The following is a 23,707-nucleotide window of genomic DNA, read 5'->3' as shown; positions in this document are numbered from 1 at the left end:
AAGTCGACGCCAGGGCGCTCTTGCACGCGCCGTGGCGGCGGCTATGCTCGCTCTCCAAAAGCCGATGCGGAGGAGACGGCCCATGCCCGAAGTGCAGCACCCGACGGATTTCCAGCGCGTCCCCACGGGGGTGGTGGTCGCGACCGAAGCGGTCCCGGACTCGTCCATCCCGGCGACGATGATGCTCGTCGAGGCGATCGATGGTGCCTACATCCCCCTGGCGCTGCGGCTGCCGGAAGGGAAGGGACCGTTCCCGATCGTGCTGTTCGGTTCGGGCAACGGCGGCGGCGGCTTCGAGCTGCTCCGCTTCTTCAACAACCAGCGCAGCTGGACGCAGGAGCGCTTCCTCGAGGCCGGCTACGCCGTCGCCTGGCTGCGTTACCGGGCCGAGGTCGACTACGCCTACGACCGCATCGGCAAGCTCGTCATCGACGGCCGTCAGACCCGCCAGCTGCTCAACCGCGGACCGATGGAGTACGAGGACGCCATCGCCATCGCCGAGTACCTGAAGACGCTGCCGGAGATCGACGGCGACCGCATCGGCTGGATGGGCTCGAGCCACGCCGGCGAGATGGTCTTCAAGATCTCATCCGAATACAAGGGCTTCCGGGCGATGATCGCCAGCGAGCCGGCCACCCACGAGTTCCTCCGCCTGCGCCCGGACGAGACCGCCCAGATCAACCCGGAGACGGGGCTGCTCAATGTCGAGAAGATGCTGATGCGCGAGCCCGAGAAGGTCCGCCCCCGCATCACCGAGGACGTGGCGCGGGCCCGCATCGCGCCGATCGAGACGCCGATCCTGGTGCAGGGCCGCGACACCGACGAGCTGCAGGGCATCTTCCGCGTCAGCTACGACCTGCTGCACGAGATGGGCAAGGACGCCGAGTGGAAGAGCTACGATCACGAGCTCCACGGCTTCGTCTTCCCGGCGCGTGACGAGACCGGCAAGTACATCCCGAACGAGGTGGCGCAGCAGTCGGTGCGCGACTCCCTCGCCTTCTTCGCCAAGCACTTCGGCCGCTGAGGCGTTCGGAACGACACAGGAGGGTCGCCGGCGCGCCGGCGACCCTCGACTGTCGCCCCGAGGCCGGGGCCGTTGCCGCTCAGGGGCGCTGCTTGTAGTCGAAGTCGCCGTCGCTCAGCAGCCAGAACTCCGCCACCTTGCCGTCCTGCAGGCGGTAGAAATAGGTCACCTCGGTGCGGAACCGCTCGCCCGTCTTGATCATCGTGCAGGTGAAGTAGAAGGCGATGGCGAACTCGTCCTCGCCGGCGACGAGGTTGCGGATCTCGTAGGTCGACTCGCCGAAGTTCAGCACATCCCACTGCAGCCGCAGCGACACGTCTTCCAGCGTCAGCGTCTGCTTGCGGTGATGGCCGACCATGTCGGGATGATAGAAGCGTGGCAGCGCCGTGTGGTCGAAGGTCTCCCAGACCTCCCGCATCAGGCGTTGGGCAAAATCGCGGGTCTCGGACGGGGACATCGGCACCTCGGGCTTGCCGTTCGCGGGCTCGCGGTCGTCTTGTCGGGGTCGAGGCGGCCGCGCGACGCCATGGCCCGGTGTCATCCTAGCAGGCGCGATACCGCCTGAAAATCAGCCCGGGAAAGGCCGCTCACTCCCGGACCCGTTGCCGGATCGCACCTGTTTCGGAGACAGTGCGTTCGTAATTTGTCTCGATCGGGACGGAACCTCCGGCTCGCCAGCGCATTGGCGGTTGCGGCGCTCGCCGCGGTTCGGGTGGGTGCGCCCGCAATACGGGGGTTTTCCAATGTCCGACGGCCAGGTCGGCGTCATACTTTACGTCGAAGACGACGCCGTCGTCAGGCTCTCGCTCGCGTCCGCGCTCGAGGAAGCGGGCTTCAGCGTGCGCGAGGTGGGGAGCGGAACCGAGGCGCTTGCCGTTCTCGAGGCGGAGGGCGACGGGGTGCGGGGCCTCGTCACCGACGTCAACCTTGGTTCGGAGCCGGATGGATGGGCGGTCGCGCGAAGCGCCCGCGAGTGCGACCCGGCACTGCCAGTCGTCTATGTGAGCGGCGAGACCCAGGAGGCCTGGGCGGTGCAGGGCGTCCCGAACAGCGTGATGATCGCCAAGCCCTTCGTTCCGACGCAGGTCGTCGTCGCGCTATCGATGCTGCTCAACACCGTGAGCGGGACGACGTAGAGGCCACCGTCCGGCTGACCGGAGATGCCCTGGCGACCCTCCGGCGCCTCGGCCTGATGCGCCATCGAGCATAGCCTCGTCCCGTGGTCAGCACGCTCAGCGCTGCTCGATCGCGGAGTCTCCAGTTCAGAGCCGGGGCGCGCCGTCAGGCGCGTCCGCGGTCTCTCCATGCGCGCCCGGCCTTCCCTTCCGACCAAGGTCCCCCCGCTTCCCGACCGGTGGCGGGAGAGGGCCCTCATTGGTCTCGGCCGGATCGAGTGCAGCGGCGGCGACCCCTACGGTCCGCTCGTCCACCCAGAGCCGGTGGACGCCAGCTCTGTGGAGGTTTCCGATGACCCTTTCCCGTCTTTCGCGGCGTCTCAACGCCGGTGTCGCTGCCGCCGTCTTCACCCTCGGCCTGATCGCCGTGCCGGTCTCCATCGACTTCGTCGACGGCGCGCCTGTCGTCACGAAGAGCACCGCCGAAGCCCGCCAGGGCCGCGGCGGCGACGATTCCGACGATCACGGCCGTGGTCGTGGCCGTGGTCGCGGCGGCGACAGCCAGAACGACGACGATTCCGATGACGACTCGGACGACGACTCGGACGACGACTCGAACAGCGACAACGACGACGATTCCGACGACAACGACGACGACAATTCAAACAACAACAACGACGACTCCGATGACGACGACTCGGACGACGACAATTCGAACAACGACGATGACGACGACGACAGCGTCAACGACGACGACAGCGACGACGACAAGGGCGGCAAGGGTCGCGGGCGCGGCCGTGGACGTGGCGGCGACGACGATGCGTCGGCGGACGACAAGGGTGGCAAGGGCCGTGGCCGCGGTGGCGACGACGCGCGGGCCGACGACAAGGGCGGCAAGGGCCGCGGTGGCGATGACGCACGCGGCGACGACAAGGGTGGCAAGGGTCGGGGCCGTGGCGGCGACGATCGCGGCTCGCGCAGCAAGTAGTCTGTAACGATCCCGCGGCCGGCGGGCGCCGTGCCCGCCGGCCGCGCCGACGGACCGTCAGGCGACGCAACGCCCTGCACTTCATCGGACCAAGGGCCGACGACGCTGGTCGCCAGCCCGCGTAACGTGGGGCCCATGAAGCACAACCTGCCGAGCCTTCCCGCACCGTCGCCTCCGGCGTCGACGCGTCGGCCGACGCGGCGACGCGCGACGGCGTCGCGGGCGGCGGCGCTCGTGCTCCACCTCATGCTTCTGTGCGGCGGCACGCTGGCGGCGGCGATCGCCTGGGACCTCGCCCTCACCCCATCCATCGCCCACGCCCGCGGCGGTGAAGGCGAGGGCGGTGGCGGCGACGGTGACGGCGGTGACGATGGCGGCGACGACGGCGGCAACAGTGGCCGGGGCGGCGACGATGGCGGCAAGAGCGGCCGGGGCAGCGACGACGGGCCGGGCGACGATTCCGGTGGACGCGGCCGCGGCCGCGGGCGCGGCAGCGACGACGACGACCACGTCGAGAAGGGCAAGAGCCGGACGGTCGTCGACCGGTTCCTCGACACGCTGAAGGGCCGCGGCCGCGTGGTCTGGGCCTCGACGCGCGGCGACACCATCGAGGTGCGCTATGCCGATGGCTGGGGCGAGCGGGTCGGCAAGGACGGCTACGCCCTCTTCGACCCGCGTCGCAACATCATCGTCGAGCGGCCGGCGAAGCCGACGGACTTCCAGCGCCTGCGCGCGGCGGCGGCGGGCCGCTAGCGACCGGTCGGCTCGCGCCGATGCGCGCAGCGAGGACGGGCACGGGCGCCGATCTCACGCCGGCTGCGGTTCAGCCCTGCTTCGGCTGCCACGCCTCGCGGGCCATCATGGCGGCCTCGACGCGGTTCCGGGCGTGCAGCTTCTGCAGGATGTTCGTCATGTAGTGCTTCACGGTCTTTTCCTGCAGCGCGAGCTTGCGGCCGACCTCCTTGTTGCTGAGGCCCTGGGCCACGAGGCGCAGAATCTGCTCCTCGCGCGCCGTCAGTCCGCCGAGCGGCGATGGCGCCGCCGCCGGAGCGCTGCCCTTGGCGTTCAGGCTGACCAGCAGGCGGGCGGCGAGGCCGGGCGAAACGTAGGATTCGCCCGCGGCGATGCCGGCGACGATCGAGACGAGGTCGTCGGCGCCGACGCCCTTCAAGAGATAACCCTTCGCCCCGGCCTGCAGCGCCGCCATGATGTCGTCGTCGGTCTCCGAGACCGTCAGCATGGCGACGTGAACGCCGGGCGCGACCGTGGCGATCTGCCGGGCCGCCTCGACGCCGTTGCCGGGCATCGAGATGTCGAGCAGGATCACCATCGGGGCGTGGGTGCGGGCGAGCTCCACCGCCTCGGCGGCGCTCGATCCCTCCGCCAGCACGGCGAAGCGGCCGTCGTCGGCGAGCGTGCGCACGACGCCGCTGCGGTAGAGCGGGTGGTCGTCGACCACCACGACGGTGATCGGTCCCCGCGGTCCGCCCTCAAGCGTGCCGCGATCGGACGTGTCGGGATCAACCATGGCCGGCCCCTGGCCCGATCGTCATCGTCATCCGCACCTCTCCATCCTCGGGCGCCTCGAACGAGAAGCTGCCGCCGAGGCTTTCGACACGCTCGCGCAGGCCGGACAGTCCGAGCCCGCCGCCGTCTGCCGCCGTCGCCGCACCGTCGGCCGGGGCGTTCGCCACCGTCACCGTCAGCATCGCACCGTCCATGCCGGCCTCCACCCGCTGACCGACGCCAGCCGCGTGGCGGAAGGCGTTGTTGAGGCCTTCCTGGACGAAGCGGAAGGCGCAGATCTTCACGGCCGGCGTCACGGTGGCCGGCAGGTCGCCGACGGCGAGGGCGACAGTCGTGGCGGTGTAGTGCTCGTGGGTGCGGACGGCGTCGGCGATGACGCCGCCGAGTGGCGCCTGCTCGATCTCGGGCAGCGACAGGCCGCTGCAGATCGCCCGGATGTCTCGCATCGCCTCGTCGAGCGCCTGCTTGACGACGAGCTGCTCGGCGCGCCGCACCTCGGCGTCCTCCGCCTTTGCGAGGCCACCGAGGCGGAGCGCCGCGAGGCTGATCAGCTGGGCCGGGCCGTCGTGGAGGTCGGCGCTGATGCGCCGCAGGAAGCGCTCGTTCATCTCCGCCGCCCGGCCCGCCGCCCGTTCGACGCGCAGCCGCAGCATGCGGTTCTGCTGGGAGACCCGCTCCGCCTCCTCGGCGCGCATCCGGAGGGCATGGCGCTGCTGGTCGATGACGGTGCTCGCCCGGTGGACGATGCCGAGCAGCGTGGCGCCGAGCAGCACCGCCATGGCGAGCACGATGAGCCAGGTGTGGACGCGCGCATCCCGCAGCGTCGTGTTGAGGGGGGTGGCGTCCTCGTAGAACTCGCCGACGGCGATCACCTCGCCGGACCACGGCTTGCGGATCGGGCTGTAGATTTCCAGAAGCGGCAGCCCCGTGGCGCGCTCGCCGGCGCTCTCGATGTCGTCGAGCTGGTCGAGCTCGGCGACGATCTCGCCGGCGAACGCCCGCGCGAGGTTTGCCGAAACCGGAAAGCGCTGGCCGATCAGATCGTTGTTCTCGGCGTAGGCGACGAGGCCGCCTGGCTTCCAGATCTTCACCGACACCACCCGCTGGCCGAGGGCGCTCGTCTCCATCACCTCCTCGATCGCCAGGATCGGGCCGATCGACAGGGTGTCGGCGTCTTCCAGCTCCTGCGTCAGCGGCCCGATGATGCTTTCCATGAACAGGGCCGTCGCACCGGCGGTGCTGGCGACGGCGCTGCGCGAAATGATCTCCGTCACCCAGACGCCGCCGATGAGGGCGGTGATGAAGAGAACGCTGCTCGCCGTCAGGGCAAAGCGCGCCGTCAGGCTGAGCCGTTCGAGCCCCTCCCGTCCTCGTGCGATCGTTCCGGCCAAAAGTCCCGCCATCCTGCATCGACGCTAGTCGCCTCGGGAAGCGTTCACAATCGGACCACGGCCGTCGCTCGCTCGGACCAAGGTCCGATGGGGGCGGTCGGCGGCGAGCCGTGACTTCGACGGGCGGCGGACTGGAACGCGGCCGGACGCCGTGAAAAGGTGACATCGGCGCCGCGGTCCCGCGGCCACGGTGTTGGAGTACGGTGTTCATGGCGGACGGGCGGAACTGGTCGAAGCGCAGCCTGGCGGCGCAGGCGATGGGGCACATCGATTCCGTCACCCATGCGGTGGTGCCGCCGATCCACGTCGCCACCACCTACCTGCGCGATCCCGACAACGCCTATTCGACCGGCTACGTCTACGGCCGGCCGGACAACGCCACGGTGCGCGAGGCCGAGAGCGTCATCGCCATGCTCGAGGACGCGGAGGCGGGCGCGCTCTTGTTCGGCTCCGGCATGGCCGCGGCAACCGCCGTCGTGCTGGCGCTCGAGGCGGGCGACCATGTGGTGGCGCCCCGCGTGATGTACTGGGCCCTGCGCAACTGGCTTGCGAACGATGCGGGCCGCTATGGCATCACGGTCGACTTCGTCGAGATGGACGACCTCGCGGCGGTGCGGGCCGCGGTGCATCCGGGGCGGACGAAGCTTATCTGGGCGGAGACGCCGTCGAACCCGCTGTGGACGATCGTCGACATCGCCGCGGTGGCGGAGATCGCCCACGCTGCCGGCGCGCGGCTCGCGGTCGATTCGACCGCCGCCTCGCCCTTCCACACCCGCCCGCTCGCGCTCGGCGCCGACATCGTCATGCACTCGGCGACGAAGATCCTGAACGGCCATTCCGACGTCGTCGGCGGCGTGCTGGCGGCGGCCGTGGACGATGAGTTCTGGGCGCGCATCCGCCGCGTCCGCTCGACGCACGGGGCGATCCTCGGGCCCTTCGAGGCGTTTTTGCTGACGCGGGGCCTGCGCACGTTTCCGCTCAGGGCGGCGGCCCAGGCGGCCGGCGCGATGGACCTCGCGACGCGGCTTTCGGCGCACCCGCACGTCGCCCGCGTGCTCTATCCGGGCCTGCCGCAGCACCCCGGCCACGACGTGGCAGTGCGGCAGATGGAGAACGGCTTCGGCTACATGCTGTCGGTGCAGGTCACGGGCGGGGCGACGGCCGCGATCGCCACGGCGGCGAAGGTCGAGCTCTGGCGGCGGGCGACCTCGCTCGGCGGCGTCGAAAGCCTGATCGAGCACCGCGCCTCGATCGAGGGCGCCGGCACGCCGTGCCCGCCGGACCTGCTCAGGCTGTCGACCGGCATCGAGGACCCGGACGACCTCTTCCGCGACCTCGACACGGCACTCAAGGCGGCACACGGCAACTGAGGCGCCCCGGGCCGCCTGAGCCGAGATCGGTGACGCCCCCCGCTTGGCGGAACGCGTTGATCGATGGCTCCGGGGCATGGCACAAAGCGGTCAGAGGCCGAGCAATCGTTTGCACGACGCTCGGCCGCGGGACGGCAGCTATTCGCCGGCCCGACGATTTCCGCAACGCCTTCAGAAAGGCCGCCGCCGTGACGCGACCCGCCGCCTACCGCACCTCGCCCACCAACGCCGGCATCGGCGAGATCCACACCGACCCGAGCCGGGTCGCCGACATGCCCTATGCGCCGGCGATCCGCGTCGAGGCGCCGGGCGACCTGTTGTTCATCTCCGGCGCGACGCCGTCGCCGCTCTACCACAAGCACCCGCACGACTGGTCGGAGCACGACCACCCGAACGACATCCGCGAGCAGACGCGGCGGGCGATGCGGACGATCCAGTCGATCCTCGAGCACGAGGGCCTGACCTGGACGGACGTCGTGAAGATCACGAAGTTCCTCACTGACATGCGCGAGATCGAGGTGATGACGGGGACGCTGAAGGAGTTCCTCGGCGACTGGTCGCCGGCGAGCACGACGATCTGCGTCAACCAGCTGTCGACGCCGGGCGCCCGCATCGAGATCGAGGTGATGGCCGTCTACCCGAAGAAGGGCTGACGCCAATATCGAAGGCCCGGCGGCGGCTCCGCCGCCGGGCGATCAGAGCAGTGCCAGGCTGAGGATCGGGAACGCCATCACGATGATGGTGACGAGGATCATCGCACCGACGAAGGGCAGCGAGCCGGCGAAGATCTCGTTGAGCGTCGCCGAGCCCTCCGGCAGCGTCCCCTTCACCACATAGGCCGCGAGCCCGAACGGTGGTGTCAAAAGCCCGATCTCCACCGCGATCGTCGTGACGATGCCGAACCAGATGAGGTCGCCGCCGAGCGCGCTGACGACCGGCAGCATCAGCGGCAGCACCACCAGCATGATCGACACCGAGTCGAGGAACATCCCGAGCACGATCAGGATCAGCAGATAGACGGCGAGGAAGGCGAACATGCCCAGCTCGGCGGCGACGATATAGCCCGACACCGCCTGCGGGATGCCGGTCAGCGTCAGCATGCGGCTGTAGAGATTGGCCGCGACGATCAGGACGAGGATCGAGGCGGAGATCTCGGCGCACTCGACGAGGATCTTGCCGAACTTCTTCCAGTCTAGGCTGCGGCGGGCGAGTGCGATGATCAGCGCCCCGGCCGCTCCGACCGCACCGGACTCCGTCGGCGTGAAGTAGCCGGTGTAGATGCCGCCGAGCACCACCGCGACCAGAAGCACGATCGGCAGGAGCTTGCCGGCGAACTCGCCGAGCGTGATCGTCTCGACGTCGTCGGCGATGCGCGGCTGGCCGATCTGGCCGGGCGTGAAGCGGGCCATCAGGAAGATCATCAGCGAGAAGGTGCCGGCGAGCAGCAGGCCGGGGAGGATCGCGGCGGTGAACAGCCGGCCGACCGAGACCTCGGCGATCAGTCCGTAGACGATGAGGAGCAGGCTCGGCGGGATCAGCATGCCGAGCACCGACGAGCCGGCGACGACGCCGACGGCGAAGCGCTTCGAATAGCCGTGGCTGATCATCTGCGGGGTGGCGACGCGGGTGAACACCGCGGCCGAGGCGATCGACGAGCCGGTGATGGCGGCGAACACCGCGTTGGCGAAGACGGTGGCGATGCCGAGGCCGCCGCGCACCCGCCGGAGCAGGTTGGCGGCCACCGCGAAGGCGTCGCGGCCGACATTGGCGATGTCGACGAGCAGCCCCATCAGGATGAACAGCGGGATGACGCCGAACGAGTAGGAGCTGATCGAGCCGAGGGCGGCGAGCGACAGCGACCGGTCGGCGATGGCGGGGCTGCCGCGCACCATCCAGATGCCGAAGAAGGAGAGGACGAGCAGCGCGGTCGCGATGTGGAGGCCGCACAGCACCAGGAGCAGCATGCCGCCGATGGCGACGAAGCCGATCCCCACCGGCGACAGGTCGCCGTAGAGGAGGGCGTAGAGGCCGGCGCCGACGACGAGGAGAAAGGCGGCGAGCGCCGCCCAGCCGCGCAGGGGATGGCTCGCCGGGCCCGTCTCCGTGGACGCCGGAGCGGCTCCCGGTGCGACGACCCGCATCAGGTCGACGACGAAGAGGGCGGCGAACTGCACGGTCATCAGGGCGCAGCCGACGAGCATCGCCCCCATGAACGGCCACACCGGCGCGCTGAAGGCACCGACGGCGCCGAAGAACTCGTCGGTCGTCCAGGCGGTGGCGAAGCGCGGCCAGACGCCCTCCGTCACCTTCCAGAAGATCACCAGGCCGGCGGCGTCGTAAAGCAGCGACAGCACCGCGCCGGCCTGCGGGTAGCGGCGCAGGAACGGGGCGTAGAGGAAGTCGGCACGCAGGAAGCGGCCGGTGCGCACCGCCTGGCCGGCGGCGAGGAAGACGATGCCCGGCACCGACAGCGCCACCACCTCCGGCACGCCCATCAGCGGCGCGTTGAAGAAGGAGCGCAGCACCACGTCGGTGCAGATCAGCACCATCAGCGCGAAGATCCAGGTGGCACTGATGCCGGCGCACAGCCGCGCCGAGCCGCCGACGAGGGCATCGGCGAGAGAACGGGAGGTCGGCGTCGTCTCGGCTGTGCGCATGAAGATCCCGAAAGTGAGCGGCCGGCCCTGCGGCCGGCCGTCTGTCGCGTCAGGTGAGGCGGGAGGGAGGCGTCAGAGCCCCTCGTCCCACTGGCGCAGCGGCTGCGCGCCGCGCTCGCGCGCCTCAGCCATGAAGCGCACGAGGATCTCCTTGCCCGGCAGGCCGGCCGCTTCGGTCTGCACCACCCAGGCGCTGGCGAGGTTGGAGAGACCGTCGACCCACTTCTGGCGCTCCTCGGCCGGCAGCTCGGTGATGATGGCGCCCGCCGCCTTCATCTTCTCGAGCGAGGCCTCGTAGCGCGCCGCCACCTCCTTGGCGTGGACGGAGCTGTACTCGCGGCCGAGCTCGGCCAGCACCTTCTTCACGTCCTCCGGCAGGCTCTCCCAGCGCTCCTTGTTGACGGCGAGGCCGCCGATCGTCGTCACGCCCATGTCGACGAGGGTGATGTGCGGCGCGACCTCATAGAGCTTCAGCGAGAAGGCGCCGGTCGGGATGATGATGCTGCCGTCGGCAACGCCGGTCTGGATCTGCTGGTAGAAGGTCGGCAGGCCGCCGCCCACGGGAATCGCGCCCGTGCCCTCGAGCCAGGGGCCGAGCGCCGGGGCGCCGACGATCTTCTTGCCCTGCAGATCGGCGAGCGAGTTCACCGGGAACTTGGTGAACAGGTGATAGGTGTCGGACACCGTCGCGCCGAGGAAGACGAGGTTGTGGCGGTCCCACTCGGCCTTCATTTCGGGGATGGAGTCGTTCATCTCGTTCAGCACGTCGACCGAGAGCTCGACGTCGCTGGTGACGAAGGGCGTCGCGAACATGATGTTCTGCAGCGGCAGCTTCGCCGGCTCCCACAGCGAACCGACCCAGCCCATGTCGGTGAGGCCGTCCTGCACGGCTTCCAGCGTGTCGTTGAAGTCGTAGAGCGAACCGCCGAAGGCTTCCGTCCACTCGATGCGGTAGTTCGAGCCCATCGCTTCGAGGCGCGCATTGGCGTTGTCGACGACGTGGGTCTTCAGCGCGCCGACCCAGGCGACGGCGGTCGGATGGCTGGAGGACATCGTCAGGCGCACGGTTTCCAGCGCCGAGGCGGGAAAGGCGAGGAGCGAGCCGGCCAACAGGGCGGCGGCCGCGGACAACATTTTCATTTTTGAACCTCCAGAGGCGAAACCAACCCTCAGTATGCAAACGTTTGCCTAAACCGCAACAACGGCTTCGCTCGCCGTCGGCGAATGGCGGTGCGAGAGTGACGCCGGCCGTGCTCCGGGCACCGGCTGCGTCACATTGCCGGCGCAAAGCTCGGCAGAGTCGGGGAAACCCAGGAAAGGCAGGCCGCGATGTCGTCCGCGTTGCGCGAAGGGGTTCGCGGGCTCGATCTCACCATGCGGCTGACGCTTGGTGTCCTCGCGCTCGCCTCCGGCGTCTACACCTATCTCGGCGTCCGCGACCTGCTCGACGGCTCGCCGACGCTCACCTTCTTCGCGGCACTGATCTATTCGACCGCCGTGTCGGTGGCGATCTACGCGTTCTGGTCGTTCCTGCTGCGCCTCCTGCCGCAGGTGCGCGACGTGGCGAGCCGCATCTGGCTCGGCGCCGCGATGATCCTCGGCTCGGTGATGATCGTGGCGATGTCGTCGTGGCTGAACGCCGCCGCGCTCGCCGGCTCCGCCGCGGTCGAGCAGCACCTCGCGGTGACGCTGCAGGCCTACGCCCGCGACCTCGACGCCTCCCACAACCGGGCGCTGGGCGCCCAGAGCCTGCTGCCGGACATCGAGCTCGCCACCACCCGCTTCGCCCGTCTCGCCGACGCGGAACGTGGCGGCGCGCTCACCGGCACCGGCGGGTCGGGCACCGTCGTTCAGCTCTTGAGCCAGATGTCGAGCCAGCTCGAGGATCTGCGCCAGGAGGTGGCCGACAGCGCGGCCCCCGTCAGCGCGCTCTATGCCGAGGGCAGCGCCCACGTGGCGGCGATGCGCGAGCTCGTCTCCGCCCAGGGCGACATCAAGGCGCGCAGCGACGCCTTCGGGGCGGAGGCGATGAAGCTGATCGGCACCATCGCCGCCCTCGAGCAGACCTCGATGGCGCCCGCCGTGAAGCGTGCCGCCGACGACCTCGCGGCGGGCTTCATCGCGCCTGCCGCCGACGGGCGCACGGCCGATCTCGCCGGCCGCCAGAGCGCGGTCGTCGACAATGTCGAGCGTGCCGTCGCCGCGCAGGCGAACGCGCTGTCGCAGGCGGCGCAGACGATCATCGGCAACGGCCCGGTAGAGCCGGCCCGCTATCAGCCGCTCTCCACCGCCGAGGCGGTGCTTCGCTATGCCGGCGACTTCCTGCCGAGCTGGGCCGGGGCGATCTCGATCGACCTCCTGCCGGCGGTGCTGGTGCTGATCCTCTGCGTCGTCCACGCCGCCATCCGGCGCGAGGACACGCCGGCCGACGCCGAGACGATGACGGCGGCCCAGCTCCTCACCGCCATGCGGCTCCTGCGCGAGGTCGAGGGCGAGCAGCGGCGGATGCCGGTGCCCGGTCCCGCGCCGGCTGACGTGGCGCCACGGGAAGCGGCACACCCCGGAGCGGCCGAGGTGCCGCCGCGGGCGGGCGCCGATGCGACGGTCACGCCGCTCTCCTCCGCCTGGAGCGGCAAGAAGGAATGAGCGCGCGGTCGTCCCGCGTCCCGGCGGCCGACCGGCCGAGCCTCGCCGCCCGCGCCGAGGCCGTGGTGCTGCGGGCGATCTTCGTCGGGCTGCTGGTGCTCACCGCGACCGTGCTCGGCCGCGACCTGATGGAGCAGCTCGACGGCGCGCCGATGTTCGCACCGGAGACGCCCTGGCCGCCGGCGGAGCCCTATCTGCCCTCCTCGCGTCCCGGCGAGGCCGATCCCGGCCGGCGGGCCGGGACGACGCCGGAGGAGCGGCTGCGCGAGCCGATGACGCTCGAGCTCGTCGCCGGCGGGCGGCTGGAGGCGGTCGGGACGATCACGCCGGGAACGGCCGAGCGCTTCGCCGAGGAGATCGCGCGCCGCGGCGACTATGTGGAGACGGTGGTGCTCGATTCTCCCGGCGGCTCCGTGCAGGACGCGCTGGCGATGAGCCGCCTGATCCGTGAGCGCGAGCTCGACACCGCGGTGGAGACGGGGGCGCTCTGCGCCTCGTCCTGCCCGCTCATCCTCGCCGGCGGCGTGGAGCGGCGCGCGGCGGGCGATGCCGCGGTCGGTGTCCACCAGATCACGACGGTGAAGACGGCGGGCCTCGCGCTGCCGGGGGCGGAGCCGGACATGGTGCAGGCGCAGCGCGTCTCGGCGGAAATCCAGCGCCATCTCGTCGAGATGGGGGTCGACGCCGAAGTGTGGTTCCATGCGATGGAGACGCCGCCGCGGGAGATGTACTACTTCACGCCCGAGGAACTCGCGGCGCTGAAACTGGCGGAGCGAGCGGCGGACTGAGGGCGACCGCCCGCGAAGATGGGCGGGTGGGACGGAACGACGCTCCGGCCGGCGTCATTGCATCATCGGTACCCGTCGACGGCCCGAGGCCGCGGAGCGGGAGCCGGATCGGGAGGCGACATGCAGCGCTCATCGCAGACGTCCCAAGGCGACCTGTCGGAGGACACGGCCGGTGTGCTGCAGGGGCTGGTGGCCGACGGGGTGATCACCGCCTTCGAGCTGAGTGGTGGGGACGGCGACATGGCGAGCCTGTCGGTGTGCGCGCCGGCCGGCAGTGATCCACTCGAGACGGAGGCGGCGGTGAAGGCCGCCATCCGCAAGCCGTGGCGCGTCACCGTGGTGCCGACCGGCGGCGCCTGACGGCCGGCCCGGACTTGTCGGCTGCCTTCGACGGTCTCCGCTCAGCCGATTGTCCCGCTCGCCGTGCACGTGGAAATCGCCTGGGCGCCGCTCGATTGCAGCACGACGTTGAGAGGTATGCCGCTCGGCACCTGGAAATTCTTCGTCCACGTGAAGATCGAGTATGCGACGCCGTTCAGGTCTTCGCTCGATGCCGGCGGGATGAAGAACTCATAGACATCGTCATCGTCGGGATTGAGATTTACCCCGGCAAAGATATTCTTGCCATTCGAGTACATCAGGCAGGTGAGAACCTCGACGGTTCGTTCCTTGCCGTTCTTCTTGCCGAATTTCGCGACGCAGAAGCCACCCTCGCACGTGGCGGTGACCTGCGCGGCGAAGCGCTTCGGCTGGCCGGCCGCCGACGGCCGGACGACTTCGGCGTCCTTGTCCTGGGGGGCGTTGAACAGCGGCTTCGCGGCGAGCGGGGTCGCCAGAACTGCCACGGCGCCGGCGACGGCAAAGGCCTTGGTGATGGTCATCGGATGCTCCTCGGGTTCCGCAAGAACAACCCAAGGATTAACGGGCGATCATCCCTCGCGCTGTGACGCGCGACACGCGCAGACGCGGCCGACCCCGACGGGGGCCTGCCTGTTCTTCTGCCGCGTCTATCGCCTCAGGAGAGATTTGGTGGAGCCAGACGGAATCGAACCGACGACCTCTTGAATGCCATTCAAGCGCTCTCCCAACTGAGCTATGGCCCCACGACCCGGTGACGGGTGTGCCGACGAGCGTGGGCGGCGGACCGGAGACCGGAGGCCGCGGCCGTTTGGGAACGGCCGGCTCGTCGAGCGGGGCGGACCATAGTTGCGTCGCCCGACGGAATCAAGGCCGTTTGCAGCCGGCTGACGATCGGGCGGAACGGGCGGCCGGAAGCCAGGAAATCTGCGGGTCGCGCTAAGGTGCCGCGGTCGCTCCCCGCCCGTCAGAACGGCCGGCGCTGGCGCAGTGCGGCCGACAGCGTGCCCTCGTCGAGATAGTCGAGCTCGCCGCCGACCGGCACGCCGTGGGCGAGGCGCGACACCGCGACGTCGACGTCCTTCAGCTCGTCCATCAGATAGTGCGCCGTCGTCTGGCCCTCGACGGTGGCGTTGACGGCGATGACGATCTCGCGCACCGCCGGGTCGCGGGCGCGCTCGACCAGCCGGCCGATCGCCAGCGTCTCCGGCCCGACGCCGTCGAGCGCCGACAGCACGCCGCCGAGCACGTGGTAGCGGCTCGACAGCGCACCCGCCCGCTCCAGCGCCCAGAGGTCGCCGACGTCCTCGACGACGACGATCACCGAGGGGTCGCGGGTCGGGTCGGTGCAGACCGAGCACGGGTCGCGGGTGTCGAGGTTGCCGCAGGTGGAGCAGGTGCGCACCGTCTCGCCGACGCGCGACAGCGCCGCCGCCAGCGGCTCGAGCAGGCCGGCGCGCTTCTTGACGAGGTGCAGCGCCGCGCGCCGGGCCGAGCGCGGCCCGAGGCCGGGCAGCTTGGCGAGAAGCTGCACCAGCGCCTCGATCTCGGGGCCGGCGACGGCGCGGGCGGGCATCGGAGGGGGTCCTCGCCCCGCCTCAGAACGGCAGCTTCAGGCCGGCCGGCAGGCCGAGGCCGCCCATCAGTGCCTGGGTGCGCTCGGCGAGCGCGGCTTCCGCCTTGCCCTTGGCGTCGGCGTGGGCGGCGACGATCAGGTCCTCGATGATCTCGGCGTCCTCGGGCTTCACCAGCGACGGGTCGATGGAGAGCGCCTTGAGGTCGCCCTTGCCGCTCAAGGTGACGCGGACGAGGCCGCCGCCGGAGGTGCCGATCACCTCGATCTGCGCCACCTCCTCCTGCAGGCCGGCCATCTTCTCCTGCATCTGCTTGGCCTGCTTCATCATCTTCAGCATGTCCATCGGGACGTCCTCGCGGGTTCGGGCCGCCGGGGCGGCGGATGGTGGGGAGATCGGGTGCCGGCGGTCAGAAGTCGAGCCCGTCGTCGAAGGCTTCGTCGGGTGTGGCGATCTCGCCGTCCTCGTCGAGCAGGGCGGCGGGAGGCGCCGGCAGCACCTCATCGGCGCGCATGCGGATGTCGACGATCTTGGCGCCGGGGAAACGGGCGAGCACGGCGGAGACGAGCGGGTCGGCGGCGGCGTCGTCGCGGCGGCGACTTTCGGTCGCGAGGCGCTCGTCGTGCAGCGTCGTGCCACCGGCGCCGCGCGTCACCGTCACCACCCAGCGCGTGCCGGTCCATTCGGTGAGCTTGCGGCCGATCTCGCCGGCGAGGTCGGAGGGCGCGTCGGCGGTCGGCTCCACCTCGATTCGGCCGGCCTCGAAGCGCACCGGCTTCAACTGCCGCTCTACCGCGAACTTCAGCCTGAGCTCGCGCCGCTCACCGCAGAGGGCGGCGACGTCGGCGAGCGAGGCGAGTACGGGGCCGCTCACGGTGCGAGGGGCGGCCGATGGCGCAACGGCGCTGGGCGCGGTCTCGGCGGCGAGGCGCGGGGCACCGCGGGGGGCGGGCGCGCCACCGCCGTAGGCGGCACCGGCGGCGACGGCCGTCGCTCCGCCGCCGCCGCCGCTGCCACCGTTGCCGGCAGGACCGGCGGGCCGCGATGGCGCCCCGCCCGCCTTGCCCTCTGCGATCATCCGGATCGCCTCCTCCGGGCTCGGCAGGTCGGCGGCATAGGCGAGGCGGACGAGGGCCATCTCGGCGGCGGCGAGCGGCCGCGGCGAGCCCTGCACCTCAGGGATCGCCTTCAGGAGGATCTGCCAGGCGCGCGTCAGCACGGGCACCGTCAGCCGGGCGGCGAGTGCCGTGCCGCGGTCGCGCTCGGCCGCCGTCAGGCTCGGGTCGCGCGCCGCCTCCGGCACGATGCGCAGGCGCGTCACGAGGTGGGTGAAGGCGGCGAGGTCGGTCAGCACCACCGACGGCTCGGCGCCGCTCGCATACTGGTCGGAGAGCTCGGCCAGAGCCGCCCCGGCATCGCCGCGCATGACGTGCTCGAACAGGTCGACGACGCGGGCGCGGTCGGCGAGGCCGAGCATCGCGCGCACCGCCTCGGCCGTGACGGTGCCGGCGCCGTGGGCGATCGCCTGGTCGAGCAGCGAAAGGGAGTCGCGCACCGAGCCCTCGGCGGCGCGGGCGACCAGCGCCAGCGCCTCGTCCTCGACCGCGACGCTCTCTGCGCCGGCGATCTTGGCGAGGTGGGCGACCAGCACGTCCGCCTCGACGCGACGGAGGTCGAAGCGCTGGCAGCGCGACAGCACCGTCACCGGCACCTTGCGGATCTCGGTGGTCGCGAAGACGAACTTGACGTGCTCCGGCGGCTCCTCGAGCGTCTTCAGGAGGCCGTTGAAGGCCGCCGTCGAGAGCATGTGCACTTCGTCGATGATGTAGACCTTGTAGCGCGCCGTCGCCGGCCGGTAGCGCGAGGCCTCGATGATCTCGCGCACGTCGGCGATGCCGGTGTTCGACGCCGCGTCCATCTCGATGACGTCGACGTGGCGGCCCTCCATGATCGCCTTGCAGTGCTCGCCGGGGACGGTGAGGTCGATGCTCGGACGGTCGACGGCGGCGCTACGGAAATTCAGGGCGCGGGCGAGGATGCGGGCGGTGGTGGTCTTGCCGACGCCGCGGACGCCGGTGAGCATCCACGCCTGCGGGATGCGGCCGGCGGCGAACGCATTGGTGAGGGTGCGGACCATCGGCTCCTGGCCGATGAGGTCCTCGAACCGCTGCGGCCGATACTTGCGCGCCAGCACCCGATAGGGCGCCGTAGCGGCCGGCGTGACGGGGAGCGCGTCGGTGGGAAACAGGGCGGGGCCGTCGTCGGGGAGGGCGGAGCTGGCCGCGCCATCGGCGGCTGCGCCAGCCGGGGCCGGGTCGCTCCAGGGCGGGGTGTCGATCGGGGGGCCGGCCTCGGGCGTCTCGGTCATCCGTGTCCCCGCGGCGCTCTGCGGCCCCGGGGACCGCTCTCCGGGCGGACCGCCGGCGCCGCTGGGACGGGCGGAGCGCGCGGGACTCGGCGCCGGAGCGACGGAAAGGGTGGGAGGCTGGCACGATGACCCGTGCCGGGCTCGTTGGGGCTGCTTCCTTCCGGACCTGACCCGGTTGGCGAGTGGCGCGTCCACCACCAACCTCCCGCCCCGTATATCGGCGACCGGGGGCGGCTTGGCAAGCGCCCCGTCGGCGCCGTCGCCGCCGTCCTCAGCCGATCAGGCCGGTGATGCCGTCCCAGGTGAGCTTCAGGCCGACCACGAACACCGAGATGTAGGCGATCCGGTAGAACAGCTTCGCCGAGATCACCCGGACCGCCAGCACGCCGAGATAGACCGAGACGATCGCGAGCGGCAGCAGCACCGCCGAGGCGAGCAGGTTCTCGTGCGTGAACTGGCCGAGGAAGAAGTAGGGCGGCACCTTGATGGCGTTCAGCACGGCGAAGAAGACGATGCTGGTGCCGGCGAACAGCTTCGGCTCCAGCCTCAAGGGGATGATGTAGATCTGGAAGGGCGGGCCGCCGGCGTGGGAAATGAAACTCGTGAAGCCGGAGAAGAAGCCCGCGAGGCTGCCGCGCACGTGGCTGTGGCCGCGCGGCGTCGGCGCCGGCGGGCGGAACCAGTGCAAGAGCACGAAGGCGACCGCCATCACGCCGACCATCAGGCGCACATGCGTGTCGGTGACCCAGGTCGCCGTCAGCCAGCCGATGCCGGTGCCGATGATGGCGCCGGGCAGCGTGTGGATCAGCGTCGCCCTGTCGATGTCGCGCCGGTAGGCGATCAGGCCGGCGATGTCCATGACGACGAGGATCGGCAGGAGGATGCCGGCCGCCTGCAGCGGCGGCAGGGCGAACGACATCAGCGGCACGGCGAGCAGCGCCGCGCCCCCGCCGAAGCCGCCCTTCGAGATGCCGATGAGAAACACCGCCGGCAAGGCGAACAGATAGAACGTCGGGTCGGTCAGCATCTCGGATCAAGGCAGGGGAGGGCGGGGCCGCGGGGGGTGCGGACGGGGCGGGGAGCGGGACGATAGCCTAAAGTCTCACACCCGTCCGCCCGCAATCGGCAGCGTGTACGCATTCTCCCCACGCTTGCATTCGCCCGTCCGCGGGTGGGAAACATTCGGCAACGAGAGCCGGCCCCGCGGGGGACCGGCCGGTGCGGCGGAGGCGCGCTCCGTCGCCGGCCGACGGAGGAAGATGGGCATGGTCAGCCGTTATCGCGAAGTCTATCAGGCGTGGCAGCGGGACCCGGAGGCGTTCTGGGCGGCGGCGGCCCGCGGCATCGACTGGTACTCGCCGTGGACGCGGGTGTTCGACGCCGAGGCCGGCGTCTACGGCCGCTGGTTTCCCGGCGCCACCTGCAATGTCTGCCACAACGCCGTCGACCGCCACCTCGAGACACGGCCCGGCCAGGCGGCGCTGATCTATGATTCCCCCGTCACCGGCAGCCGCGGCGAATGGTCCTATGCCGAGCTCCTCGACGAGGTGCAGGCAACGGCCGCCGTGCTCGCCGACCACGGCGTGACGAAGGGCGACCGCGTCGTCCTCTACATGCCGATGGTGCCGGAGGCGGTGTTCGCCATGCTGGCCTGCGCGCGCCTCGGGGCGGTGCACTCGGTGGTGTTCGGCGGCTTCGCGGCGGCCGAGCTCGCCACCCGCATCGACGATGCCCGGCCGAAGGTGATCGTCTCCGCCTCCTGCGGCATCGAGCCGTCGCGCGTCGTCGCCTACAAGCCGCTGCTCGACCACGCGATCGAACTCGCCCGCCACAAGCCCGAGCGCTGCCTGATCCTGCAGCGCCCGCAGCTCGCCGCGACCCTGGTCGAGGGCCGCGACGCCGATCTCGGCGCGCTGGTGAAGGCCGCGCGCGATGCCGGCCGCAAGGTCGCCTGCGTGCCGGTCGATGCGACCGATCCGCTCTATATCCTCTACACGTCCGGCACGACCGGCCAGCCGAAGGGCGTCGTCCGCGACTCCGGCGGCATGATGGTGGCGCTGAAGTGGTCGATGTCGGCCGTTTACGGGCTGGAGCCGGGTGAGGTGTTCTTCACCGCCTCCGATGTCGGCTGGGTGGTCGGCCACTCCTACATCGTCTACGGCCCGCTGCTGCACGGCTGCACGACGGTGCTGTTCGAGGGCAAGCCGGTCGGCACACCCGACGCCGGCACCTTCTGGCGGATCGTCGCCGACTATGGCGTCGCGGCGCTGTTCACCGCGCCGACGGCCTTCCGGGCGATCAAGAAGGAGGACCCGGAGGGCAGGAAGGTCGGCGACTACGACCTCTCGGGCTTCCGCACCCTGTTCCTCGCCGGCGAGCGCGCCGACCCCGACACCGTGCAGTGGGCCGAGCGCATCCTCGGCGTGCCGGTGGTCGACCACTGGTGGCAGACGGAGACGGGCTGGCCGATCGCCGCCAATCCCGCCGGACTCGGGCTGCTGCCGGTGAAGTACGGCTCGCCGACGGTGGCGATGCCCGGCTATGCGGTGGAGGTGGTGGACGACGGCGGCCATGCGGTGGCGCCGGGCACGCTCGGCAACATCGTCATCCGGCTGCCGCTGCCGCCGGGTTGCCTGCCGACGCTGTGGGGCGACGACGAGCGTTTCCGCTCGGGCTACCTCGAGGACTTCCCCGGCTTCTACAAGACGTCGGACGCCGGCTACGTCGACGAGGACGGCTACCTGTTCATCATGTCGCGCACCGACGACATCATCAACGTCGCCGGCCACCGGCTGTCGACGGGGTCGATGGAGGAGGTGCTGTCGTCCCACCCGGCGGTCGCCGAGTGCGCCGTCATCGGCGTCGCCGATGCGCTGAAGGGGCAGGTGCCCTGCGGTCTCGTCGTGCTGAAGTCGGGCATCGACCAGCCGACCGCCGACATCGAGCGCGAGCTGGTCGAGCGGGTGCGCGAGCAGATCGGCCCGGTCGCCGCCTTCAAGCTCGCCATCACCGTCGACAGGCTGCCGAAGACGCGCTCCGGCAAGATCCTGCGCGGCACCATCCGCCAGCTCGCCGACGGCGAGCCGCCGCGCGTGCCGGCGACGATCGACGACGCCGCCGTGCTGCCGGAGATCGAGACGGCGCTGCGCGGCCGCGGCCTCGCCAAGCCGGTCGGCTGAGGCGCAAAAGGAGCGGCGCGCCGCGCCGCCCTCTCAGGCGGCGAGGCCGACGGCGCCGGCTTCGAGCGCGATCGCCGCCGACTGCACGATCGCGGCGTAGCGCACGGCGGTCTGGATGTGCTCGGTCGGCACGCCGGCCTTCGCCAGCACCGCCTCGTGGGCGTCGATGCACATGCCGCAGCCGTTGATCGCCGACACGGCGAGCGACCACAGCTCGAAGTCGACCTTGTCGACGCCGGGGCTGGCGATGACGTTCATCCGGAGCTTCGCCGGCAGCGTGCCGTATTGCTTGTTCGAGGCGAGGTGGACGAAGCGGTAGTAGACGTTGTTCATCCCCATGATCGTCGCGGCCGCCTTGGCGGCGGTCATCGCGGCCGGCGAGAGGTGGGGCGCCGCCTCGGCGACGAGGGTGTCGCGCACCACCGCATTGCGGCTGGCGATGCCGCAGGCGACGAGCAGGCCGTACTTCTGCTGCGCCGTCAGGGTGTCGTCGCCGGCGATGGCCGACAGGTTCAGCCGGACGTCCTTGGCGAACTCCGGCAGCTGCTGCTTCAGGGCGTCGATCGACATCGGAGGCCTCCTGGCAATCCATGAGGGCGTCCACGCCGCTCGCGCCGACGCGGGGAGGGCGCCGGCGGGGCGTGGGCGGGCGAACAGTGCGCGGTGCCGATCGCCGTTCAATGCGGCGCGGCGGGCGTTCAGGATGGGGCAGTCTGTCAGGGCGGGCGGCGGCTCGACGGTCCACCGCCCGCTCCGGATGGGCACTCTGTCAGGGACCGGGGCGACGGCGGGCGACGGTCCCGCCGATGCCGTCCCGACTCGTCGTCTCGAAAGAACGCCTCAGGCGGCCTTCAGCACGTCGCCGCCGACTTCGCGGTTGCACGGGCAGAGCTCGTCGGTCTGCAGGGCGTCGAGGACGCGCAGCGTGTCCTTCGGGTTCCGGCCGACATTGAGGTTGGTCGCGTAGACGTGCTGGATGGTGCCGTCCGGGTCGACGATGAAGGTCGTGCGGTAGGCGACGCCGTCCGGCGAGCGCACACCGAGGCCGTCGATCAGCGAGCCGTTGGTGTCGCCGAACTGCCAGATCGGCAGCTTGTCGAGGTCGCGGTGGTCGCGCCGCCACGCGAGCTTGACGAACTCGTTGTCGCTGGAGCCGCCCATGACGACGGCGTCGCGGTCCTCGAACTCGGCCGCGAGGCGCGCGAACTCGGCGATCTCGGTCGGGCAGACGAAGGTGAAGTCCTTCGGATAGAAGAAGATCACCTTCCACTTGCCGGGGAAGCTCGCCTCGGTGAGCGTCTCGAAGGCGGATTCGCCGTTCTCCTGGTGGGCGTTGAAGCCCGGCTTCACGCCGGTCACGCTGAACGACGGCAGCTTGTCGCCGATTCCGAGCATCTCGGATCTCCTTGAAAGGCCAGATTGTCGGTACAGTCCGGGGAGGAATGGCGGTGGCGCCGAGCCGGTCGCTACCGTACCTGCGAGATGGCATGCCGCATTGCGGCCGGTCAAAATCATAATTCCGCACGAACCGATCGGAAAAATCGATATGCTCGGGTTCGATCGACGGCTCCCTCCCCCCGCGGCGCCCTTTGCGCGCGCTGCCCGGGCCGTCGCCGACATTGTGAGCCCGATGACGCCGCTGCCGACGATTCGACAGATGCAGTACTTTGCCGCGCTGGCGGAGCACCGTTCGTTCAGCCGTGCGGCGGAGATCTGCAACGTCAGCCAGTCGTCGCTGTCGGCGGCGATCCGCGCGCTTGAGGTCGCCGTGGAGGCGCAACTCGTCGATCGGTCCGGCCGCGTCGTCACCCTGACGGAAGCCGGCGAGGCGGTGCTGGCGCGGGTGCGCACCATCCTCTCCGACACCCTGGAACTGGGCGCCATCGCCCGCTGCGACCGCGTGCCGCTGGCCGGAAAGCTGCGCCTGGGCGTCATCCCCTCGATAGCGCCGTTCCTGCTGCCGCGGGCGCTGCCGTCGCTCCGCGGCCGCTATCCGGAACTGCGCCTCTATCTGCGCGAGGGGATCACGCGGGTGCTGATCGAGGACCTCAAGGACGGGCGCCTGGACGCCGTGCTGATCGCCTTCCCCTATCAGGTGGACGGCCTCGAGACGGAGCTGATTGGCCGCGATCCGTTCCTGTTCGCGGCGCCGCGTGAGCATCCGCTCGCCTCCCGCACCGCCGTGCGTCCGCAGGAGCTCGCCGCCGAGCCGCTGCTGCTTCTCGAAGACGGCCACTGCCTGCGCCAGCACGTGCTGTCGGTGGCCGGCAGCGCGCCGCCGGGCGCGGCGGAGGTGCGCGCGACATCGCTGACGACGCTGGTGCAGATGGCCGACAACCGCCTCGGCCCGACGCTGCTGCCGCGCATCGCGGTGGACGCCGGCATCACCGCTGGCACCGAACTCGCCGTGGTGCCGGTCGACGGCGCCGGTGCGAGCCGCGACCTCGGGCTCGCCTGGCGCCGCCGTTCGCGCCGGGCGGCCGACTTCCGCCTGCTCGCGGCGCATCTGCGTGGCTTCGTGCAGGGCCGCCAGGGCAACGGCGGCCGCGCCGGCCCGAGCGGGGAAGCGCCGCCGCCCGCCGCCTCGCCCCGGTCCGACGGTGCCCGTCTCGCCCGCGGCGCCGTGCCGGCCTGCGTGCTGCCCGTGCCGCCACCGCTGCCGAGCCTCGGTCGTGCCTGAGGCGACGGGAAGCGGCCCCGACGACACCGGCCGCGACGGTCCC

At 70.9% G+C, this 23,707-nt stretch carries 22 protein-coding genes, 1 tRNA gene, 1 other RNA gene and 1 pseudogene; 11 read left to right on the top strand and 14 right to left on the bottom strand.

What is annotated here, in order from left to right:
- Positions 1 to 82: 82 nt before the first annotated feature.
- Complete coding sequence (locus RUR49_RS02620) at positions 83 to 1,024, top strand: alpha/beta hydrolase family protein (protein WP_409144778.1); 942 nt, start codon at positions 83 to 85, stop codon at positions 1,022 to 1,024.
- A 79-nt stretch (positions 1,025 to 1,103) separates the two neighbouring features.
- Here RUR49_RS02620 and RUR49_RS02615 read toward each other — a convergent pair whose 3' ends face one another.
- Positions 1,104 to 1,481, bottom strand: a complete 378-nt coding sequence (locus tag RUR49_RS02615) for an ester cyclase (protein ID WP_409144777.1) — start codon at positions 1,479 to 1,481, stop codon at positions 1,104 to 1,106.
- Positions 1,482 to 1,767: 286 nt separating this feature from the next.
- On the opposite strand from RUR49_RS02615, the gene RUR49_RS02610 reads away from it, so the two are divergent.
- The 3 genes from RUR49_RS02610 to RUR49_RS02600 all read left to right on the top strand — a co-directional run bounded on the left by RUR49_RS02610 (position 1,768) and on the right by RUR49_RS02600 (position 3,880).
- Positions 1,768 to 2,160, top strand: a complete 393-nt coding sequence (locus tag RUR49_RS02610) for a response regulator (RefSeq protein ID WP_409144776.1) — start codon at positions 1,768 to 1,770, stop codon at positions 2,158 to 2,160.
- A 331-nt stretch (positions 2,161 to 2,491) separates the two neighbouring features.
- Positions 2,492 to 3,127 (top strand): hypothetical protein, encoded by a 636-nt coding sequence (locus RUR49_RS02605; RefSeq protein ID WP_409144775.1) that lies wholly within the window; start codon positions 2,492 to 2,494, stop codon positions 3,125 to 3,127.
- Positions 3,128 to 3,361: 234 nt separating this feature from the next.
- Complete coding sequence (locus RUR49_RS02600) at positions 3,362 to 3,880, top strand: hypothetical protein (protein WP_409144774.1); 519 nt, start codon at positions 3,362 to 3,364, stop codon at positions 3,878 to 3,880.
- A 70-nt stretch (positions 3,881 to 3,950) separates the two neighbouring features.
- Here the strand turns inward: RUR49_RS02600 and RUR49_RS02595 are convergent, their stop codons facing one another.
- Together RUR49_RS02595 and RUR49_RS02590 are read right to left on the bottom strand one after the other, a co-directional pair.
- A complete protein-coding gene (locus tag RUR49_RS02595; protein WP_409144773.1) occupies positions 3,951 to 4,655 on the bottom strand; it encodes a response regulator in 705 nt (234 codons plus the stop codon).
- Positions 4,648 to 6,057, bottom strand: a complete 1,410-nt coding sequence (locus RUR49_RS02590; RefSeq protein WP_409144772.1) for a sensor histidine kinase — start codon at positions 6,055 to 6,057, stop codon at positions 4,648 to 4,650. The genes RUR49_RS02595 and RUR49_RS02590 overlap by 8 nt, the downstream gene beginning before the upstream one ends.
- A gap of 197 nt (positions 6,058 to 6,254) precedes the next feature.
- On the opposite strand from RUR49_RS02590, the gene RUR49_RS02585 reads away from it, so the two are divergent.
- Together RUR49_RS02585 and RUR49_RS02580 are read left to right on the top strand one after the other, a co-directional pair.
- On the top strand, positions 6,255 to 7,415 hold the full coding sequence (locus tag RUR49_RS02585; RefSeq protein ID WP_409144771.1) for a trans-sulfuration enzyme family protein: 1,161 nt from the start codon (positions 6,255 to 6,257) through the stop codon (positions 7,413 to 7,415).
- Between the two features lie 188 nt (positions 7,416 to 7,603).
- Entirely contained in the window at positions 7,604 to 8,068 is a 465-nt protein-coding gene (locus RUR49_RS02580) for a RidA family protein (RefSeq protein ID WP_409144770.1), read from the top strand.
- A 42-nt stretch (positions 8,069 to 8,110) separates the two neighbouring features.
- On the opposite strand, the gene RUR49_RS02575 is transcribed toward RUR49_RS02580, so the two are convergent.
- Both RUR49_RS02575 and RUR49_RS02570 read right to left on the bottom strand, forming a co-directional pair.
- Positions 8,111 to 10,072, bottom strand: a complete 1,962-nt coding sequence (locus RUR49_RS02575; RefSeq protein ID WP_409144769.1) for a TRAP transporter large permease subunit — start codon at positions 10,070 to 10,072, stop codon at positions 8,111 to 8,113.
- A gap of 72 nt (positions 10,073 to 10,144) precedes the next feature.
- Positions 10,145 to 11,212, bottom strand: a complete 1,068-nt coding sequence (locus tag RUR49_RS02570) for a C4-dicarboxylate TRAP transporter substrate-binding protein (RefSeq protein WP_409144768.1) — start codon at positions 11,210 to 11,212, stop codon at positions 10,145 to 10,147.
- 189 nt (positions 11,213 to 11,401) lie between these two features.
- Between RUR49_RS02570 and RUR49_RS02565 the strand changes: the two genes are divergently transcribed.
- From RUR49_RS02565 to RUR49_RS02555, 3 genes are all read left to right on the top strand, one after another.
- Entirely contained in the window at positions 11,402 to 12,718 is a 1,317-nt protein-coding gene (locus RUR49_RS02565; RefSeq protein ID WP_409144767.1) for a hypothetical protein, read from the top strand.
- Positions 12,715 to 13,506, top strand: a complete 792-nt coding sequence (locus RUR49_RS02560; protein WP_409144766.1) for a hypothetical protein — start codon at positions 12,715 to 12,717, stop codon at positions 13,504 to 13,506. The genes RUR49_RS02565 and RUR49_RS02560 overlap by 4 nt, the downstream gene beginning before the upstream one ends.
- 120 nt (positions 13,507 to 13,626) lie before the next feature.
- Positions 13,627 to 13,866: a hypothetical protein gene (locus RUR49_RS02555; RefSeq protein ID WP_409144765.1), complete on the top strand. Its 240-nt coding sequence runs from the start codon at positions 13,627 to 13,629 to the stop codon at positions 13,864 to 13,866.
- A gap of 41 nt (positions 13,867 to 13,907) precedes the next feature.
- On the opposite strand, the gene RUR49_RS02550 is transcribed toward RUR49_RS02555, so the two are convergent.
- The 7 genes from RUR49_RS02550 to RUR49_RS02520 form a co-directional block, all read right to left on the bottom strand.
- Positions 13,908 to 14,387, bottom strand: a complete 480-nt coding sequence (locus RUR49_RS02550; RefSeq protein ID WP_409144764.1) for a hypothetical protein — start codon at positions 14,385 to 14,387, stop codon at positions 13,908 to 13,910.
- A gap of 146 nt (positions 14,388 to 14,533) precedes the next feature.
- Positions 14,534 to 14,609: transfer RNA gene (locus RUR49_RS02545), tRNA-Ala, on the bottom strand.
- 221 nt (positions 14,610 to 14,830) lie between these two features.
- Positions 14,831 to 15,439 carry a recombination mediator RecR gene (gene recR, locus RUR49_RS02540; protein WP_409144763.1) on the bottom strand — a complete coding sequence of 203 codons (609 nt, stop codon included), beginning with the start codon at positions 15,437 to 15,439 and terminating at the stop codon, positions 14,831 to 14,833.
- Positions 15,440 to 15,461: 22 nt separating this feature from the next.
- Positions 15,462 to 15,782, bottom strand: coding sequence for a YbaB/EbfC family nucleoid-associated protein (locus tag RUR49_RS02535; protein WP_409144762.1), 321 nt, complete (start codon positions 15,780 to 15,782; stop codon positions 15,462 to 15,464).
- Between the two features lie 64 nt (positions 15,783 to 15,846).
- A complete protein-coding gene (locus tag RUR49_RS02530; protein WP_409144761.1) occupies positions 15,847 to 17,805 on the bottom strand; it encodes a DNA polymerase III subunit gamma/tau in 1,959 nt (652 codons plus the stop codon).
- 109 nt (positions 17,806 to 17,914) lie between these two features.
- An RNA gene (gene ffs / locus RUR49_RS02525) (signal recognition particle sRNA small type) lies at positions 17,915 to 18,011 on the bottom strand.
- A gap of 65 nt (positions 18,012 to 18,076) precedes the next feature.
- Positions 18,077 to 18,832, bottom strand: coding sequence for a sulfite exporter TauE/SafE family protein (locus RUR49_RS02520; protein ID WP_409144760.1), 756 nt, complete (start codon positions 18,830 to 18,832; stop codon positions 18,077 to 18,079).
- Between the two features lie 238 nt (positions 18,833 to 19,070).
- On the opposite strand from RUR49_RS02520, the gene RUR49_RS02515 reads away from it, so the two are divergent.
- Positions 19,071 to 20,984 (top strand): propionyl-CoA synthetase, encoded by a 1,914-nt coding sequence (locus tag RUR49_RS02515; RefSeq protein WP_409144759.1) that lies wholly within the window; start codon positions 19,071 to 19,073, stop codon positions 20,982 to 20,984.
- A gap of 33 nt (positions 20,985 to 21,017) precedes the next feature.
- On the opposite strand, the gene RUR49_RS02510 is transcribed toward RUR49_RS02515, so the two are convergent.
- The gene (locus RUR49_RS02510; RefSeq protein WP_409144758.1) at positions 21,018 to 21,554 is read right to left on the bottom strand and encodes a carboxymuconolactone decarboxylase family protein; all 537 of its coding nucleotides are present in this window, start codon (positions 21,552 to 21,554) and stop codon (positions 21,018 to 21,020) included.
- 270 nt (positions 21,555 to 21,824) lie between these two features.
- On the bottom strand, positions 21,825 to 22,379 hold the full coding sequence (locus RUR49_RS02505; protein WP_409144757.1) for a peroxiredoxin: 555 nt from the start codon (positions 22,377 to 22,379) through the stop codon (positions 21,825 to 21,827).
- Between the two features lie 235 nt (positions 22,380 to 22,614).
- Here RUR49_RS02505 and RUR49_RS02500 point away from each other — a divergent pair.
- Positions 22,615 to 23,496 (top strand): annotated as a pseudogene (locus RUR49_RS02500) (LysR substrate-binding domain-containing protein); the annotation flags it as partial.
- Positions 23,497 to 23,707: the final 211 nt, after the last annotated feature.

Source organism: Pseudoxanthobacter sp. M-2, from assembly GCF_046156265.1.
Taxonomy (GTDB): Bacteria; Pseudomonadota; Alphaproteobacteria; order Rhizobiales; family Segnochrobactraceae; genus CAMDHY01.
The sequence above is the reverse complement of the archived record's forward strand: the minus strand, read 5'-3'. Positions and strand labels throughout refer to the sequence as shown.